Annotated in this window: 15 protein-coding genes; 13 read left to right on the top strand and 2 right to left on the bottom strand. The window is 73.2% G+C overall.

Annotated elements, in window-relative coordinates; genetic code table 11:
• Nucleotides 1-32: 32 nt before the first annotated feature.
• The 9 genes from AGRA3207_RS15320 (at nucleotide 33) to AGRA3207_RS15280 (ending at nucleotide 7,740) form a co-directional block, all read left to right on the top strand.
• The gene (locus AGRA3207_RS15320; RefSeq protein ID WP_231335295.1) at nucleotides 33-1,085 is read left to right on the top strand and encodes an SPFH domain-containing protein; all 1,053 of its coding nucleotides are present in this window, start codon (nucleotides 33-35) and stop codon (nucleotides 1,083-1,085) included.
• 7 nt (nucleotides 1,086-1,092) lie between these two features.
• Nucleotides 1,093-1,422 (top strand): hypothetical protein, encoded by a 330-nt coding sequence (locus tag AGRA3207_RS39815; RefSeq protein ID WP_273700046.1) that lies wholly within the window; start codon nucleotides 1,093-1,095, stop codon nucleotides 1,420-1,422.
• A 259-nt stretch (nucleotides 1,423-1,681) separates the two neighbouring features.
• Entirely contained in the window at nucleotides 1,682-2,788 is a 1,107-nt protein-coding gene (locus AGRA3207_RS15310; RefSeq protein WP_231335294.1) for a GTP-binding protein, read from the top strand.
• 44 nt (nucleotides 2,789-2,832) lie between these two features.
• On the top strand, nucleotides 2,833-3,375 hold the full coding sequence (locus AGRA3207_RS15305; protein ID WP_231335293.1) for a hypothetical protein: 543 nt from the start codon (nucleotides 2,833-2,835) through the stop codon (nucleotides 3,373-3,375).
• Between the two features lie 293 nt (nucleotides 3,376-3,668).
• Nucleotides 3,669-3,941, top strand: a complete 273-nt coding sequence (locus AGRA3207_RS15300) for a WXG100 family type VII secretion target (protein WP_067454234.1) — start codon at nucleotides 3,669-3,671, stop codon at nucleotides 3,939-3,941.
• A gap of 84 nt (nucleotides 3,942-4,025) precedes the next feature.
• Nucleotides 4,026-4,259 carry a hypothetical protein gene (locus AGRA3207_RS15295; RefSeq protein ID WP_231335292.1) on the top strand — a complete coding sequence of 78 codons (234 nt, stop codon included), beginning with the start codon at nucleotides 4,026-4,028 and terminating at the stop codon, nucleotides 4,257-4,259.
• A complete protein-coding gene (locus AGRA3207_RS15290; protein ID WP_231336551.1) occupies nucleotides 4,256-6,412 on the top strand; it encodes a hypothetical protein in 2,157 nt (718 codons plus the stop codon). The genes AGRA3207_RS15295 and AGRA3207_RS15290 overlap by 4 nt, the downstream gene beginning before the upstream one ends.
• Nucleotides 6,409-6,981, top strand: a complete 573-nt coding sequence (locus AGRA3207_RS15285; RefSeq protein ID WP_231335291.1) for a hypothetical protein — start codon at nucleotides 6,409-6,411, stop codon at nucleotides 6,979-6,981. Before AGRA3207_RS15290 ends, AGRA3207_RS15285 begins: the two co-directional genes overlap by 4 nt.
• A 201-nt stretch (nucleotides 6,982-7,182) precedes the next feature.
• On the top strand, nucleotides 7,183-7,740 hold the full coding sequence (locus AGRA3207_RS15280; protein WP_231335290.1) for a hypothetical protein: 558 nt from the start codon (nucleotides 7,183-7,185) through the stop codon (nucleotides 7,738-7,740).
• Between the two features lie 3 nt (nucleotides 7,741-7,743).
• Here the strand turns inward: AGRA3207_RS15280 and AGRA3207_RS15275 are convergent, their stop codons facing one another.
• Nucleotides 7,744-12,240 carry an FtsK/SpoIIIE domain-containing protein gene (locus AGRA3207_RS15275; protein WP_231335289.1) on the bottom strand — a complete coding sequence of 1,499 codons (4,497 nt, stop codon included), beginning with the start codon at nucleotides 12,238-12,240 and terminating at the stop codon, nucleotides 7,744-7,746.
• Between the two features lie 125 nt (nucleotides 12,241-12,365).
• Nucleotides 12,366-13,283, bottom strand: a complete 918-nt coding sequence (locus tag AGRA3207_RS15270; protein ID WP_231335288.1) for an NAD-dependent epimerase/dehydratase family protein — start codon at nucleotides 13,281-13,283, stop codon at nucleotides 12,366-12,368.
• A 125-nt stretch (nucleotides 13,284-13,408) separates the two neighbouring features.
• Here AGRA3207_RS15270 and AGRA3207_RS15265 point away from each other — a divergent pair, with 125 nt between their 5' ends.
• The 4 genes from AGRA3207_RS15265 (at nucleotide 13,409) to AGRA3207_RS15250 (ending at nucleotide 17,531) form a co-directional block, all read left to right on the top strand.
• Complete coding sequence (locus tag AGRA3207_RS15265; protein ID WP_231335287.1) at nucleotides 13,409-14,128, top strand: TetR/AcrR family transcriptional regulator; 720 nt, start codon at nucleotides 13,409-13,411, stop codon at nucleotides 14,126-14,128.
• Nucleotides 14,129-14,355: 227 nt separating this feature from the next.
• Complete coding sequence (locus tag AGRA3207_RS15260; RefSeq protein ID WP_231335286.1) at nucleotides 14,356-15,207, top strand: CpaB family protein; 852 nt, start codon at nucleotides 14,356-14,358, stop codon at nucleotides 15,205-15,207.
• Between the two features lie 2 nt (nucleotides 15,208-15,209).
• Nucleotides 15,210-16,232 (top strand): hypothetical protein, encoded by a 1,023-nt coding sequence (locus AGRA3207_RS15255; protein ID WP_231335285.1) that lies wholly within the window; start codon nucleotides 15,210-15,212, stop codon nucleotides 16,230-16,232.
• Nucleotides 16,233-17,531: a TadA family conjugal transfer-associated ATPase gene (locus tag AGRA3207_RS15250; RefSeq protein WP_231335284.1), complete on the top strand. Its 1,299-nt coding sequence runs from the start codon at nucleotides 16,233-16,235 to the stop codon at nucleotides 17,529-17,531.
• Nucleotides 17,532-17,548 lie beyond the last annotated feature (17 nt).

The following is a 17,548-nucleotide window of genomic DNA, read 5'->3' as shown; positions in this document are numbered from 1 at the left end:
GCACGGCGCGTGACGGGAGAGGAGTACGGGACGTGGCCAAGAAGGAGTCGACCGCCGCGAAGTCCGGCGGGATGGCCGGACTGCGGGCGCCGCGCCGGCGCACCGCCATCATCGTCGCGGTCGTGCTGGTCCTGGTGGTGTGGCCCGCGCTGAGCGCCCTGCTCGGCGGCTACGAGCGGACCAGCGGCGGGGAGATCGCGGTCGTCCGCAACGGCGGGTTCTTCGACAACAACCGGATCCGCCAGGTCATCGACCCCGGCTCCGGCCGCACCTGGGTCGGCCTCTACTCCAAGGTCCACAAGTACCCCGCGCAGCAGCGCTTCTACACGATCACCTCCGACGCCCGGAAGGGCGACGAGTCCGGCGTGGACGTCGTCACCGTCCCGAGCTCCGACGGCGTCAACATGGGCATCGAGGGCACCCTGTACTTCACCCTCAACCAGGACCACGGCTCGCTCCGGGCGTTCGACGACAAGTACGGCACCCGCAAGTTCCGCAGCGCGGACGGCAAGACCTACTCCCCGTTCGACGGCGACAAGGGCTGGTCGGCGTTCCTCGACCAGATCGTCCGCCCGGTGATAGACAACGACCTGCGCAGCCAGATCAACAGCTTCCGCTGCGCCGAGCTCGTCTCGTCCTGCGCCCTCGTGCAGAACACCTCCGCGCCCGCCGCCCCCGCCGCGCCGTCCCGCCCGCAGGCGCCGCGGCAGGGCGGGCAGCCGCAGAGCAACAACGCCAACATCGCCAAGGTCCAGGAGTCGATCAACACCAGCCTGGCCGCGGACCTGGAGCAGACCCTCGGCGGGAAGTTCGTCACCAACATCCACTTCAACCTGGTCCGGGTCACGCTGCCGGAGAAGGTGCAGGACGCCGTGGACCGCGCCCAGGCCGCGTTCGCCCAGGTCAGCGAGGCACAGGCGAAGGTCGCGACGGCCAAGGCGGAGGCCGCGGCGAACAAGGCCCGCCAGGACGGCTACAACAAGTGCCCGACGTGCGCGAGGATCGAGGAGCTGAAGGCGCTCCCGCAGGGGATCACGGTCTACGCCCCCGGCAACCCCAACGGGTCGCTCCTTCCCCGGAGGTGAGACGGCGGTGCGGTTCCTGATCATCCTGGTGATGCTCGCGGTGGCGGCCGTGGTGGTGGTCCTGCTGCTCTACGCCTTCGGCGGCCTCTCGCCCGACGGCCGCCGCCGGACCGCGCCGTCCAGCCGCTGGGAGACCCACACCGAGTCGTCCGGCGGCGCCACCACGGTCGTCGTCCGGCAGGTCACCCGCGACGCGTCCGGCGGCCTGCTCGACGAGACCGGCCGCCAGACCATCGCCGCCATCCCCGACGGCGACCCGGACTGGGACGCCCGCTACCACGAGGCCATGGCCGAGGCCCGTTCCCGCGTCGCCGCGCTGGAGGCCGAGTCCGGCTGAGCCGGGCCGGCCGGTCCGGCTCAGGAGGATCGGCCTGAGATCGGGTCCGGCCGACGCGGGGTCCGACGCGAAGGCCCGCACCTCCCCGAAGGTGCGGGCCTTCTGTCACGCGACCGGCCCCGAGCCCGGCGCGCGCCCTTTTCCTCCCTGCGGGAACCGTTCCCTCCCCGCGGCGACCGTGCTTCCTTCCCGAAGCACCGTGCGCGGGTGACGTCCATGCGAACATAACGATAACGGTTTTCGCTTTAGGAGGAGGAGCGTGCCGAGCATCCCCGTCGTCATCGTGTCCGGCCTGCACGCCGAGGCGCGCGGAGCGACCGTCCACCGGCTCCTGGCGTCCGCCCCGCACGCCGTCGCCGTCCACCACGACCTCCGCGGCGCCGCCCGCGGGCGGGTGGAGCGCGTGGTGCTGGACGCGTGGGGCGTCCGGGAGCGCGCCGGCGTGCGCGTCGACGACGGCCGCGTGACCCGCGCCGTCCGCGAGGACCTCCTGCCCGCCGTCGCCCGGCTCTCCGCCGACGCGAGCCTCGTCGTCATCGAGACCTGGGGATCGGTCGAGCCCGCCGCCGTCGCCCCGCCGCTGGCCCGGGTCACGGGCGTCCACCTCGCCGGTGTCCTGACCGCCGTCGCCCCCGGCCTGCTGCTGCACGACCTGGCCTGCGCCGACCCCCTCGGCACCCGCGCCCTCACCGCCGCCCCCGACGACGACCGCCGCGTCGCCGAGACGCTCGCGCGGCAGATCGAGTACGCGTCCGGCCTCGTCCTGTCCTCCCCGGGCGGCCTCGCGGAGACCGTCCTGGACCACCTCGGCGCCGGCACCCCCGTGACGCTCCTGGACGAGCTGCTGCCCCCGGTCGTCCCCGTCGCCGCCGCCGACCTCGCCGCCAAGGTCTCCCCGGCGACGCTGCGGCTGCCCTGCGACCGGGAGTCGGACGGCCTCAGCACCGTCCTCTGGCGCCGCCTCCGCCCGCTGCACCCCGTCCGGTTCCACGACGCCCTGCCCGCGCTCGCCGCCGCCGCCGTCCGGAGCCGCGGCCGCATCTGGCTCGCCAACCGCCCGGGCTCCCTGCTGTCCTGGGACTGCGTGGCCGGGCTCCTCGTGATCGAGGACCACGGCCCCTGGCTCGCCGCCCGTCCCGCCTCCGCCTGGCCGGACGAGCCGCCCGCCCGCCGCGCCGCCGCCGCGCTCGACTGGCGGCCCAAGCTCGGCGACCGGACGCAGCTGGTCTCCTTCACCGGCCCCGCCGTCGACCGCGCCGCCCTCACCACGATCCTGGACGGCTGCCTCCTCACCCCCGAGGAGATGCTCGCCGGCTCCGGCGCCTGGGAGACCTATACCGACCCCTTCGCGGGAGCCCTCGGCTGAGCCCGGCCGGTGTATGTTCGGCTCGGATGCTGCGGAGGAGGCCGATGGTTCGCCAGTGGACCCGGGCCGGCCTGGCGATCGTCCTGGCCGGATGCGCGCTGCTGCCCGCGTCGTCCGCCGTCCCGCGGATCCCGCCCGCCGTGGACGCCGAGACGACCCGGCAGCTGACCGCCGCCGCGAGCACCCTGCTGGAGCGCCGCTCCCAGGCCCTCGTCCAGCAGCGGCACCACGACCGGCGCCCTCCCGCCGAGGTCCTCGGCGTCCGGATCTCCCCGCGCGTCGCGCACGTCCAGGAACGGGCCGTCCGCGAGCTGGAGACCCGCAACCGCGCCCCGGTCGAGGGCGGCCCCGCCTACACCGGCGCCCGCACCCGCCTGGAAGCGGGCAAGGCCACCCGGGCCGGCGACCGCATCACCCTGGAGGCGGTCGAGCACACCGAGGTCCGCTACGACACCGGCAAGCTCACCCAGTCGGTCCGGCGCCGCTTCGAGTTCCGGACCCGGGGCGAGCAGATCACCCTGATCGGGGAGCGTGTCCTGGACCCGTCCGCGCGGCCGGTCAACGACCCGGACCTCCCCTCCCGGTGAGGGTCGCTTTCCGGGCAATGAAGTGTTTCCCGGATAATGTGCTGTCCGCCTCGCTCTGAAAACTCCTTGACGTACGGTAATGGTGCACGTCACGGGATAGCGCTGCGTCACCCGGGCTGTCGTAAACGCCCACCTGGCACGGGCGTGGTGTCCACATCCGGACAAGGTTCGATGGCGGGATTGTGGCCGTTTCGGAGGTGCGGCCGCTGGATTCGCGTGATCGTAGGGGCGTAGGCTGTCGCCATTCTTGACGGCAGGGCAGAGAAAGCGTTCCGGCGACGAAAGGTCGAACGGTGAGCGGTGACAAGCGCGGCGCCAACATCGGCGAACTGGAAGAGCTGTCCCGGATCTTCAGCAAGCACTCACGCAACCTCGATGCGTTGATCAAGGACCTCAACGGCCGCACGGTGAGCAGCTCACAGGTCTGGTGGGGCCCCGGCGCCGACCGGTTCCGCTCCGCCTGGGCCGAGGCCAAGACGGCCTTCGACAAGATGGCCCTCGCCCTCGAACAGGGCGGCCAGGACATCAAGAAGTCCCAGCAGAACATCGAGGCCGCCACCCGCTGACGCCTCACCCCCCAAGGACCGCGGGTCCCGGCCCATCCCCCCGAGGCCGGGACCCGCCTTTTCCGTCCGAGCCTGGGAGGAAGGGTGAACGAGGCCGAAGCCGCCCGCCTGCAGTTCCTGCTGGCGCGCCTGCGGGCGCTCTCCGACGAGCACTGGCACACCTTCACCGCGTCCCGGCGCGCGATGGACGACCACGCCTGGGTCGGCGGCACCAGCGCCCGCGACTTCGCCCGGAGGCTGGAGAGCAGCGACTCCGCCCTGCACGCCGAACTCCGCAAGGCGCTCGGCCTCGTCGAAGACGCCCTCCGCCGCGCATGACCAAGGACGGCTGGCTCGGGCCCGACACCTGCGGGGTGAAGCTCACCGAGTTCGAGCACATGACCCGGCAGATGACCGCGGCGGCACCGGGACTCCGCCGGCTCGCCGACGAACTCTGGCAGGCCCTGCACGGCGCCGGGGTCAGCACCGCCCCCGCGATGGAGATCAAACGCATCGCCGACTGGGCCGACGGCGCCGCGTCCGACCTGCGCCGCCGGACCGTCCTCGTCCACGACCTCGACCGGCAGGGCCTCGCCTTCACCGTCTGCCGCCCCGACGGCACCTACCTCAAGCTCCCCGACCGCTACACCGACCAGGTCGCCTACGCCGACGGCCGCCGGAAGGCCGACACGTTCCGCCGCGCGGCGCACGGCGACGCCTCCGCCCAGGCGGCCCTCCGCCGTCTCCGCCCGGACGACCTCACCCCGATGTTCGCCAAGGGCCTCCTCGAATCCCTCGGGCCGGAGGAACTCCTCAAGCTCCCGATGGCCCTCTCCCTCGGACTCGCGGGCGACCTCAACCGGCACCGCCCCGGCACCGACGCCCGCGCCGCCGACACCCGCGCCGTCCTCGCCCTCCTCGGCCGGAGCCTCGCCCTCGCCACCGACCCGCACGGCAAGGCGTACCTCGGCGACGACTACCTCACCGGCCTCCGCGAGGCGGGCCGCACCACCTTCCCGCCCCGCGCGACCCTCCCGAACGGCACGGCCGGCTACCAGTCCCTCGCCACGCTCATCGGCTCGTCCGACACCCGCTTCTCCACCCGGTTCATCGACGTCGTCGGCAACGACATGGTCGCCTTCGACAGCGGCATCAGGAAGAACCTGGGCGAGGCCCCGCTCCCCGACCTCGCGGGACGCTACAACCTCGGCAACGCCCTCGACCCGTCGAAGGCCAAGGGCGACGGCAAGACCGACTTCCTCTCACCCCTCTTAGAGGCGGCCGGAGCCTCGGGCAGAGAAGCCGCCCAAGCCCTCCTGAACCACCACCCCGACGCCCCGCTGGCCACAGGGCCCCAGCCCACGATCCGGCTCACCAACCTCGAATACCTCCTGCACGACCGCCGCGCCACCTGGGGGCAGACCGACCACGGCGCCGCCCTCGGCACGACCATCGAGGCGGCCGCCACCGGCCACGACCCCGAGTCGTCCCGCCTGGCCTTCGCCATCGGCAAGATCCTCGCCGACGACGCCCGCGCGAACGTCGAGGTCAAGGACGGCAAACTCAAGATCGGCGACAAGAGCCCCCTCGCGGCCCTCGCCGGCGGCAGCCTGAGCGACGCCCTCGCGCGCCCCCGCCACTACGACGAGCTCTCCGGCCTCCGCCCCGCCATGGCCGCGGTCCTGGTCGCCCACCTCGACCGCCTCCACGACATCGTCCGCCTCTCCGCCTACGACGAGCGGCCGGGCTCCACCGGCCTGACCGGCGAGGACCTGGACCATCTCCTCCTCGACGTCACCCGCGACGCCGGAGCCTACGAGAAGCTCCTCATGGGCCAGCTCGCCCACACCAAGCTCGCCGTCAACGGCACCGTCGCCCGGCACGGCGACCTCTCCAACACCATCGCCGGCGAAGGCCGCATGTTCGGCCACCTCCTCGAAGCCCGGCACCAGTCCGTCGGCGCCGAGGAGGCCCGCCTGGCCGAGGACCTCGAACGCATGCGCAAGTACGTCGGCTACGGCCTCGGCCTCCTGCCCCTCGGCACCGACCTGGTCGCGTCCCGCTCCCCGGCCGCGGGCAAGGCGTACGCCGACGCCTCCACGAAAACCACCACCCTCATGACCGACTGGCTCGCCAAACGCCTGGCCGACGGCTCCGAACCCACCATCCTCGCCCCCACCACCGAGACCGGAGGGATTGAACGCCTCTTTAACCAGTTGATCGTCTCCTCCCTGGTGTCGCACGGCAGGATAGAGAGTCAGGATCTGAGGGGGAGAAGCTTCGCGACGAAGGATCACCCGCCGAGGATTCGCCCAGCAGAGTCGCTTGATGGTGCCGCTCTTGAAAGCTTCCTTAATTGGGCCAACGAGAAACTCAAGGTCGATTCCTTGACTGAACGAGCGCAGTTGGCGCTGGAAAATGGTCAGAAGGTCGCCGCGGGGAACTTCAAAGGTCCTGATGGCAAGAGCGTCGCTCCGAGCGTACAGCGATGAAGAAGTCAGTCGCCGCACTGGGCGTGGTTTTTCCAGTCGTGCTGTCCGGAGTGGCGGGCTGTCAAGCAGAGAAGAAGGCCGCGCCGGATCTGCGGCCGGTTGTTGATGGTGCTCCGTATCTTTGTGATCTCGTCCCTGAAGCGGGTTTCCGCAGGGTAACGGGCTTGAAGGTGCCGGTGACGGCGAGATTCGACGGTCCCCAGATTGACAGTGGACTGTGCCTTGCCCGGGCTGCAGGGCGCGACGCACCGCTTGGTTTGCACTGGTCCTTCCGAGATGCCGAAAGCACCCTCCGGTTGCAACGCGAAAAGCGGTCCGAGGTGCCGACATTCACTCTTCCCGGAGATTTGGGCGAAGGACTCGCCGTGGTCCTTCCCTTCAGTATCGCATATCCCCGGCCGAACTATGTCATCGCGGTGTTCGAGTGTGGGGGGAAGCGGCCGTGGGTGCGTATCGACTTCGCGCCGGTGGTGCGGGGGCGGGATGCGGTTCGGGACATGGTGGATTTCATGCGGATCGCTGAGAGGCGGTTCGGGGAGATCCACCGGTGCGGTCCGAAACCAATTTAGAGGTACATGGAACGCCTGTTCAATCATATGGTCGCCTCTTCCTCGCGGCTCACGGCCGCTTCAAGGTTTCGGGCCTGGACGGAGAGCCTTTGGCCGCAGACGAGAACCCGCCGTGGTCGCGTCCGGTGGAGTCCCTTGGTGGACCTGCCCTTAATGAGTTCTTGAGCTGAGCCAACGATGACGAATAGGGCGGTTGCCTGGGTGATGCTGGTCGCGGCGTTGGCGATCGGGTCGGCGGCATGTGATGGCGGGAGCCGGAAAGCAGGGAGTGCTCCAGATTTGCGGCCGATCACGGACAGTGTTCCCTATCTCTGTGACCTGGTGCCGGAAACGGCTTTTCGCAGGTCAACCGGTCTCACGATGCCCGTCACGGTCCGGTGGTCGGGGCCGCAGACCGACAACGGACTGTGTCTGGCGCATGTCAAGGAACGGGAAGCGCCACTGGGCATCGTCTGGTCATTCAATGACGGGGACAAGACGGCTGACTCGCTGCGGGAAAAATTGGAAGGGCAGGTCACTCATCCGATTCCGGCGGAGCTGGGCAAGGGTTTGGCCGTCGTGGTTCCCACCGCAGGCGCCGTCGCAAGACCCAACTATGTGATCGCAGTGTTCTCATGCGGAAAAAAGCGCCCCTGGATCAGCATCGACTTCGCGCCGGTGGTGCGGGGGCGGGATGCGGTTCGGGACATGGTGGATTTCATGCGGATCGCGGAGAGGCGGTTCGGGGAGATCCACCGGTGCGGCCCGAAGCCCGCTTGAGGGTCAGTCGGTGGCGGGGGGCGGGAGGGCCACCTGGATCTGGGTGGTGGCTCCGGCGGCCACGAAGAGGCCGCGGCCGGTGGGGCCGGCCAGGGGGGCGTTGCGGGGGAGGCGCAGGCCGAACATGTCGCCGTCGTCGGGGGAGTCGATGGACAGCAGGACCCCGGAGCGGGAGCGGCGGGTGTCGGAGAGGAAGCCGCGGTAGCCGCGGCTCAGGTCGGCGGTGGTGCCGCCGATGACGACGGCGTGCTCGCCGTCGCGGGCGGTGCGCAGGACGTCGCGGAGGGCGTCGTCGAGGTCGGTCTCGTCCAGGAGTTCGGCGTCGTCGACGATGACGGCGTAGCGGTGCTCCTCGCCGATGGCCTTCTCCAGGTCGATGACCTCGGAGGAGGCGGTGAGGACGCCGAGGACGCCGGGACGGCCCGCGAGGAGGCGCAGCGGGGAGCGGCGGGGGGTGATCAGGACGACGGGGACGAGGCCGCCGCCGACGGCGGGGTCGAGCAGGGAGTGCACGATCGTGCGGAGGGTGGTGGAGCGGCCCGAGCGGGGCGGGCCCGCGACGGCGAAGCCGGGGCCCTCGTTGAGCAGGTCGACGCCGACGGGGGCGAGGGTGTCGCCGCCGACGCCGACGAGCGCCCACAGGGCGGACGGGGCGAGGAAGTCGGCGTCCAGGGCCATCGCCTCGCGGTAGGTGACGCGGACGGGGAGTTCGTCGACGTGGAGGGGGCGCTGGCGGCGGGGGAGGCGGCCGTAGCGGGCGACGGCGGCGCGGGAGATCTCCTGGAGGGCGGCGACCTGGGACGTGCCGGACGGGTCGTCCGAGAGCAGGCCGATCTGCGACTCGCGGAGGGGCGCGCCGGGTGAGACGGCCTCCAGGGCGCGGCCCGGCGGCATCGTGGCGGGGACCTGTTTCTCCTGGAGGCCCGCGTAGCCGTAGTCGTTGGGGTCGGACATGCGCAGCACGAGCCGCCGGTCGAAGACGGTGGAGACCTGGCCGCCGAGGCCCGAGCGGTCGCCGGTGAAGACGGCGCGGAGGCCGACGGCGGAGCCCTCGCGCAGGAGGCGGAGGGTCTGGTCGACGAGGCGGCCGTAGTCGTAGTGCTCGAACGCGCCGAGGAAGCCCTCCCAGCGGTCCAGGAGCAGGACCATCCAGGGGAGGCGGTCGGTGGCGGCGACGGCGGCGCGCTGCTCGGCGAGGGAGGCGAAGCCCGCCTCGGCGAGGAGCTGCTGGCGGCGGGCGACCTCGGTGGACAGGGCGTTGAGGAGGCGTTCGCAGCGGTCGAGCTGCTCGCGGCCGACGACGGCGCCGCAGTGCGGCAGCGACATCAGGGGGAGCAGCGCGCCCGCGCCGCAGTCGATCGCGTACAGGTGGGCGTCGAAGGGGGAGCAGGACCCGGCGAGGGCGCCCGCGATGGTGCGGAGCGCGGTGGAGCGGCCCGACTGGGCGGAGCCGGCGAGGTAGAGGTGCCCGCCGGACGCGAGGTCGAGGGCGAGTTCCTCCCGCGACTGGACGGCGGGGAGGTCGGTGATGCCGAACGGGATCGGGGGGACGTCGACGACGGAGCCGCCGGCGGCGGCGCGGGGGGCCAGGCGCACCTGCTCGGGCAGCGGGTTCAGCCAGGGGGACGGCTGCCGGGCGATGCCCGCGCGGCGGGCGGCCTCGTCGACGGCCTGGACGAGGACGGCGAGGTCGGTGACCTGGTCGTCGGCGGCTTCGCGGGGGCCGGGGACGGGCCGTCCGAGGTGCTGCCAGGGCAGCGGCAGGACGGTGGTGCGGCGGTCGGTGGCGCCGGGGCGGCGGCCCCCGATCCGCGCGGACTGCACGGCGTGCAGGGACGACACGCCAGAGCGGACGTAGCAGCGTCCAGGGGTGGACTTGGAGATCTGCGCGGCGTCGGGGGCGTCCAGGACGTCGGTGGACTCGTCGGGGTCGGTGACGCGCAGGGCGATGCGCAGGTTGGTGTTGGCGCGGATGTCGGCGGTGACGACCCCGGCGGGGCGCTGCGTCGCCAGGATCAGGTGGACGCCCAGGGAGCGGCCCCGGCGCCCGATGTCGACGAGGCCGGTGAGGAAGTCGGGCAGGTCGGTGACCATCGCGGCGAACTCGTCGATGACGAGGACGAGCCGCGGCATCGCGGGCAGGCCGGGCCGCGGGTCGCCGGGTCTTTGCAGGTCCCTGTAGTCGTCGATGTCCTTGGCGCCGTGATGGAGGAGGACCTCCTCGCGGCGGCGCAGCTCGGCGGCCAGCGATTCCAGCGCGCGTTCCGTGGCGTGGCCGTCGAGGTCGGTGACCATGCCGACGACGTGGGGGAGGCGGGCGCAGTCCTTGAACGCGGCGCCGCCCTTGTAGTCGATGAGGACGAACGTCATCTCGTCGGGGCGGTTCGCCACGGCGAGGGACGCGATGAGGGTCTGCAGCAGTTCGGACTTGCCCGCGCCGGTGGTCCCCGCGATGAGCCCATGGGGGCCGTCCGCGCGCAGGTCGATCTGGTAGTGCTGCTGGGACCTGCCTGGGCGGCTGCCCGTGCCCAGCCCGATCGGCACGCGGGTGGCCCGGCCGTTCGTGCGCGTCCAGGAGCGGAGGATGTGCTCGGCGGTGGGTTCGGGCATGTCGAGCAGGTCGAGGAGGCGGACCTGCGCGGGGATCGACTCCGCGGCGTCCTCGCGGGAGACGTCCCGGACGGGCGCCAGCGCGCGCGCCACCCGGTCGGTCCAGGACGGGGAGACCTGGTCGGCGAGGACCGGCCCGAGGACGTCCAGCCCCTGGCCGCGGAGGCGGACGTACCCGGAGTAGTCGGGGTCCCAGGCGGCGACCGCGGTGCACTCCTCGGGCAGGAGGCGTTCCTCGTCGTCGACGCAGATGGCGTAGAGGCCGTATTCGGCGCCGCGTGAGAGCAGCATGGGCATGCCGGGGACGCGGCGCAGCGTGCGCGCGCCGTCGAGCACGATCAGGATGTTGTAGGGGACGTGGTCGGCGGGTTTGCCCTGGCCGAGGAACTGGGACTGGGTCTGCGCGGCGCGGCGCCGCTCGGTCACGCGGATCGTCAGCTCGGTGACGCGGTGCGCGATGGAGTCGGGGTCGGTGCCGACGAGGGCCACGCAGTCCTCGCCCTCGCGGGGCGCGCAGTGCGGCAGCCAGCGCACCCAGTTCCATTCCTCGCCGGACTCCTGGTCGGCGGACAGCACGACGACGGCGAGGTCGCGGGGGCTGTGCAGGGCGGCGGCCTGCGCGACGAGCCAGCGGGCCAGGGCGCGGGAGGTGCGGCGCGGGCCGGTCAGGCCGAGGACGCCCAGTTCGGCCAGCGGCAGCGCGACCGGCACCTGCCGCGCCGCGGGGACGGGGACGTCCTCGGACAGCTCGATGCGGGCGGGCAGGTCGGCGAGGCCGAGGCGCAGGTGGAGCGCGTCGGGGTCGTCGCGGCGCCGTTCCCACAGCCGCCGCCGCGGGCCGGTGGCGGTGAGCAGCACCTCGGCCGGGTCGGGGTACAGGGCGCGGCGCTCGGCCTGGTCCTCGCGCCGCAGCCGGTCCAGTTCGCCGTCGAACTCGCCGGACTTGCGGTGGTACTCCTTGAGCGCCTTCTTGTACGACTTGCGCCCGTGCAGCCGGTCGCCGATCCATTCGCCGACGGTCATGACCGGCCAGGCCAGCGCGAACAGCGCCCACCACCACTGGCCCATCGCGAACGCCATGACGAGCCCGAACACCGAGAACAGGATCGCGCCGAACAGCCGGAGCCGCTCGCGCGGGTTGCGTTCGGGGCGCTTCGGGACCTCCAGCCGCCGGACGTGGTGCCCGGGGTTCAGCCGGGGCGGGCGGTTGAACGCCAGGCCGCCCTCGGGGAGCGGTTCCAGGTGGGTGTCGGGCGCGGCGCTCGGGGCGAGAGTGAGGACGCTGGAGCCGACGGTGAGCATCCCTCCAGGCGGCCAGTCCGCCGGTGCGGTCAGCGGCTCGCCGTCGAGGGCGGCGCGCGTCATCGCGGACGCCTCGACCTGGACGCCCTCCACCCCGACGGTGATCCGCAGCGACCGGGCGGGGACGCCGGGGTCGTCCAGGCGGACGTCCACGTCGTCGCCGAAGCCGATCGTGCTGACGCCGAGCCCCAGCCGGTGCACCGACCCGGCGGCGGGACCGCCGACGACGCGCACCTCCACCAGCCCCGTCGGCTCCGCGCGGACGGTCGCGGCGGCGCCGCGGCGCTCGACCGCGACGATCGCGCCGTCCCGCAGTTCCTTGACGGCGAGGGCCTGCGGGTCGAGCATCCGGCCGTCCACCCACAGGGCCATGCGCGGGCCCGCGGCGGCCGGGGCGGGCGCCGGGTGCCCGGCGGAGGCGGCCTTGGCGAAGCGGGGCGGCAGGGGCGGCGCCGTGGCGAGCGGTGCGTGTCCGTCCAGCGCGGCGGACAGCGACCTCGCGATCCCGTCGACGGTGGCCTCGGAGTCCACGGTGACGACGACGTCGCGCGGCCCGCCACCGGTCAGCGCCGTGAACGAGATCCGCATCCGTGCCCTCCTCGTGCGCCTGCGCGCCCCTCTGCGCCGGCGCCGCCGTGGGTGGCGCAGCCGACCGTGCCAGCTTAATTACCCGGGGCCGCCGTCCCGGGCGAATGGCGCGGGCGGGGCCGTTTTCACGTCGCGGCGACGATCGACTTCAGCGCCTCGTCCAGTGGTGTCGGGGCCATGCCGAACGTCGTCTCGAAGGCCGACGAGTCGACGACGTACGGCTTGTCGAACTGGTAGCGCGTCTCGCGAAGCTCCCGGAACAGCGGCGAGTACGTCCCGAGGGCGGTGAACAGGGGGCGCGGGAGGCGGCGGATGCGCGGGGCGGGCGCGTCCGCGAGCGCGCACAGCCGCTCGGCCACCTCCTGGGCCGGGACGGCGGGTCCGGTGGGGATGTGCCAGGCGCGGCCCCATGCGCGCTCGTCGGTCCCGGCGATGGCGAGGGCCTCGGCGACGTCCGGGAGGTAGGTCCAGGCGTGCGGGATGGACGGGTCGCTGAGGAACGTGATGCGCTTGCCCGCGAGCAGCGGCCGCACGAACCGCACGTCGCCCAGGTACGCCTGGTCGGAGCTGCGGGGGCCGTAGTAGTCGGAGGCGCGCAGCTCGGTGGCCCGCACGCGGCCCTCCCGATGCGCGGCGAGCGCGTCCCGCCACATCTTCGCCCGGACGCGCCCCTTGACGCCGGTCGCCGCCAGGGGCAGGTCCTCGGTCATGGGGCCGTCGACCGGCCCGTACCCGTAGAGGCATCCCAGCGTCACCAGGACGGCGCCGGTCTCCTCGGCCGCGCCGAGGAAGGAGGCCGCCATCGGCGGCCAGTCCTGCGCCCAGCGGTGCATCTGCGGGTTGACGCAGTTGTAGAGGGCGTCGGCGCCCTCGGCGATCGCGGTCAGCCGCGCCCGGTCGCCGACATCGGCGGCGACCTGCTCCGTTCCCTCCGGCCCCGTCCCGGACCGGGACACGACGACCACGTCGTGGCCGCGTGCGGTGAGGCGCTCGGCCAGCTGCCCGCCGACCTGCCCTGCGCCGACGATCACGTGCATGCCCATGGCGGGCTCCTCTCGTCCTTGCGCAGCGCGGTGCTCCGCAACGAGAGCAATGCTCTCTGATAGGAGCGCCGTTCGTCAAGAGCAGTGCTCTCGCCTCGGGGCGCCGCTCTGCTAGCGTGATCGGCATGAGCGCAGGCCGGACGGCACGTGAACGGGTCAGGGCGGAACTGGTCCGGGAGATCACCGAGATCGCCCGGCGGCAGCTGGCGACGCAGGGCGCGGCGGGGCTGTCGCTGCGCGCGGTCGCCCGCGAGATGGGGATGGTCTCCTCGGCGATCTACCGCTACTTCCCCAGCCGGGACGACCTGCTGACCGCCCTGATCATCGACGGCTACAACGCCGTCGGCGAGGCCGTCGAACGCGCGGACGCGCGGGCGGTCGCGCGGGGCGGCGGGTTCCCTGAGCGGTGGCTCGCGGTGGGACGGGCCATCCGGGAGTGGGCGGTGGCGCATCCGCACGAGTACGCGCTCCTGCACGGGTCACCCGTGCCCGGCTACGTGGCGCCCCAGGACACCGTGCCCGCCGCCCTCCGCGACGCGGCCGTGCTGGCGCGCCTTGTGACCGAGGCCCACGAGGCCGGGGCGCTGGAGCCGGTAGGCGCCCCGCCGGGATCGATCGATGAACTGACCGGGGATTTGGCGCGCGCGCGGGTCGCCGTCCGGATGAACGTCCCGGACGAGGTGGTGGCGCGCGCGCTGACGGCGTGGGCCGGTCTCTACGGGACGGTCAGCTTCGAATTGTTCGGGCAATTCGACAACGTGATCGACGCCCGCGCCGCCTACTTCGATCACACGATCATGCTTCTCGGACGTCTCGTCGGGCTGAAGTTCGCAATTGATGAGTGATGTGAGGTTGATCGTAAATGTGGTTAGTGACACATGTGACTGGTGGTAAGTAGCGAAGTGACCGGCGGCGTCCCAGGTCACCCCGCCGGTGCGCGTCACGGGACCGCTTCACCTCACCGAATCCATTGACGTGACGTCGTCCGTCCCGCAAGCATGGATCGCTCGGTGATGCGGAACCCTCGCGGCGCGAGGTCCGCCCGGGGCGGGAGGGAGCTCGTGGCGAGCGCATGAAGTCCAACCAGTCGACGGTCTCGGCGGGCTCGTCCGGCGGCACGGCGGGGCTCGGCCGCTCCGGGCTCGGCACCTCGGGCGGGCAGCGGCTTCCCACGTCCCCGCGCGAGCGCAAGCCCGCCCTCGCCGCGCTCGCGGTGCTGCTCATCCTCGGCGGCGCGCTCGCCAGCGCCTATCTCGTGATGGCCAGCGGCCAGCGGGTGTCGGCGATCCGGATCGCGCAGCCGGTCGCCGCCGGGCAGCGCATCCCGGCCTCCGCCCTCGAAGAGGTGCAGGTCGGCGACACCGGCATCCAGTACATCAACTGGACGGAACGCCAGAACGTCGGCAGGTTCTACGCGGCCGTCCCGCTGGTGAAGGGCGCGCTGCTGACGAACTCCATGATCAGCCGGGCCGACGACGCCGCCAAGGGACGGCTCGTCGTCGGGCTCGCGCTCAAGCCCGGGCAGCTCCCCGCCGACGGCGTCGACGTCGGCAAGCGGGTGACGCTGTACGCGGTCGGCGGCGGGACGGGCGGCGGCCCCCGCGCCGGGACCGTGCTGTCCGCGGACGCCATCGTGATCGGCATGGGACGCGGCGGCGGGCGGCTGCGCTCCGACCAGACGACCGTGGACGTGGCCGTGCTCCCGGCGGACGCGCCGCTGCTCACCCAGGCCGCCTCCGCCGGGTCCGTCGCGCTCGCCCTCGTCCCGGACGGGACCAGGGCCGCCGCCCCCGCACCCGGCGCGCAGGGCAGACCCGGTGGCCAGACGCCGCCCGCCACCGGGGAGAGCCCGCCGCCGCAGACACCCGGAACGCAGGACCCGGCCACGGGAGGCCCCCAGAACCCCGGGACGGGCGGGAACTGACCGTGGCTCTCATCGCGCTCGCGGCCGACAAGGGGGCACCGGGCGTCACGACCGCCGCCGTGGCCCTCGGCGCCGTGTGGCCGCGTCCCGTGCTGGTCGCCGAGTGCGACCAGGCGGGCGGTGACCTGGTGTACCGGCTGCCCGCCGCGGCGCCGTCCGGCGACGGCGACCGGGACGGCGGGATGCTCAACCCGTCCCGCGGGCTGCTCAGCCTCGCCGCGACCGCCCGCCGCGGGCTGCGGCCCGAGCAGGTCGCCGAGCACTGCCAGCGCCTCGTCGGCGGGCTGGACGTCCTCGTCGGGATCACCAACGCCGAGCAGGCGCAGGCCATGACGTGGCTGTGGGGGCCGCTCGGCCGCGCGTTCGCCGGGCTCGCCCCCGTCGACGTGATCGCCGACTGCGGGCGGCTCGGCGCGGACACGCCGCTGACCGATCTGCTGCGCGAGGCCGACCAGGTCGTCCTGCTGACGCGCGCCACCCTGGAGCAGGTCGCGCACCTGCGCGAACGCGTCGCCGCGCTGACCGCGGAGCTGCGCGGCGGGCCGCCGGTCGGCGTGCTCGTCCTGGCCGACCCGCGCGACTTCCGCGGCTCGATCGCCGAGGTCGACCGGATCGTCGCGGGCGCGGTGCACCGCGGCCGGGCGCCCGACGCCGTCGAGCCCGCCGGGCCGCCGCCCGCGCAGGTCACCGTCCTCGGCGGGCTGGCGCTCGACCCGAAGGGCGCCGAGCTGCTGTCGGGGAGCTGGGGCGGGCGGCTGGACCGCTCGCTGCTGATCCGCTCCGCCCGCGAGGTCGCCGCCGACCTGGCCGGACGGCTCCGGCCCGCGCCCGCCGCCGCGTACGGCGCCGCCCCGGGACGTCCGTCCGACACCGGCCCGCGGGCGCGTCCGCCGTCCACCGGCCAGGCCGTCGCGGGCGGGCAGGAACCCGGCGGGCAGGTCCCGGGCGCGCAGGCACCCGGCGGGCAGACGTCGGCGGGCGGGCAGGTCCCGGCCGGCGGGCGGCACGAGAAGGGGGAGCGGTAGGTGGACCACGGTCTCGTCAAGCGGCTCCGCCAGGAGGTCGGCGACCGGCTGGCGCAGCAGCGCCGCCTGGACGCCGCGCACGGCCTGCCGCCGATGACCGGCGAGGACGAGCGGCAGTTCGCCCGCGCGCTCATCGGCCAGGTGCTGGAGGAGTTCGCCCGCGGGGAGATCACCTCCGGGCGCCGCCCGCCGAACGCCGAGGAGGAAGAGGCGCTCGCGGCGGGCGTGCACGCGGCCCTGTTCGGCGTCGGCCGCCTCCAGCCGCTGCTGGAGGACCCCGAGATCGAGAACATCGACGTCAACGGCTGCGACCGGGTGTTCATCGGCTACGCCGACGGGCGCGAGGTCATGGGCGAGCCCGTCGCCGAGAGCGACGAGGAGCTGGTCGAGCTGATCCAGATCCTCGCCGCCTACAGCGGGCTGTCCTCACGTCCGTTCGACACCGCGAACCCGCAGCTCGACCTGCGGCTGCCGGACGGGTCGCGGCTGTCGGCCGTCATGGACGTGACGGTCCGCCCCGCGCTGTCGATCCGCCGGGCGCGCCTCGGCAAGGTGTTCCTCGCCGACCTGGTCGGCAACGGCACGTTCACCCCGGAGGTCGGCCGGTTCTTCCGCGCCGCCGTCAACGCCCGCAAGAACATCATGATCGCGGGCGCGACGAACGCGGGGAAGACGACGCTGCTGCGCGCCGTCGCCAACGAGATCCCGCCGCACGAGCGGCTCATCACCGTCGAGCGGGCGCTGGAGCTCGGCCTGGACGCCTTCCCCGAGCTGCACCCCAACTGCGTGGCGTTCGAGCAGCGGCTCCCGAACTCCGAGGGGCAGGGCGCCATCTCGATGGCGGAGCTGGTGCGCCGGTCGCTGCGCATGAACCCGTCCCGGGTGATCGTCGGCGAGGTGCTCGGCGACGAGATCGTCACGATGCTCAACGCGATGACCCAGGGCAACGACGGCTCCCTGTCGACGATCCACGCCAACTCCTCCGTCGAGGTCTTCAACCGCGTCGCCACCTACGCGATCCAGTCGGAGGAGCGGCTGCCGGTCGAGGCCACGCACATGCTGATCGCGGGCGCCATCGACTTCGTCGTGTTCATCGAGAAGCGCAACGAGTACACCTCCGGCGGGCGCCTGCGCCGCTACGTCGCGAGCATCCGGGAGGTCACCGGCGTGGACGGCCGGGTGCTGTCGTCGGAGGTGTTCGCGCTCGGCCCGGAGGGGCACGCCGTGCCCGCCGCGCCGATCGTCTGCGCCGCCGAGCTCGCCGAGCACGGCTACGACCCGTCCGGAGGCGCCTGGTGACACCCGCGGCGACGACC

The sequence above is a fragment of the Actinomadura graeca genome (assembly GCF_019175365.1).
Lineage (GTDB): Bacteria > Actinomycetota > Actinomycetes > Streptosporangiales > Streptosporangiaceae > Spirillospora > Spirillospora graeca.
The sequence above is the reverse complement of the archived record's forward strand: the minus strand, read 5'-3'. Positions and strand labels throughout refer to the sequence as shown.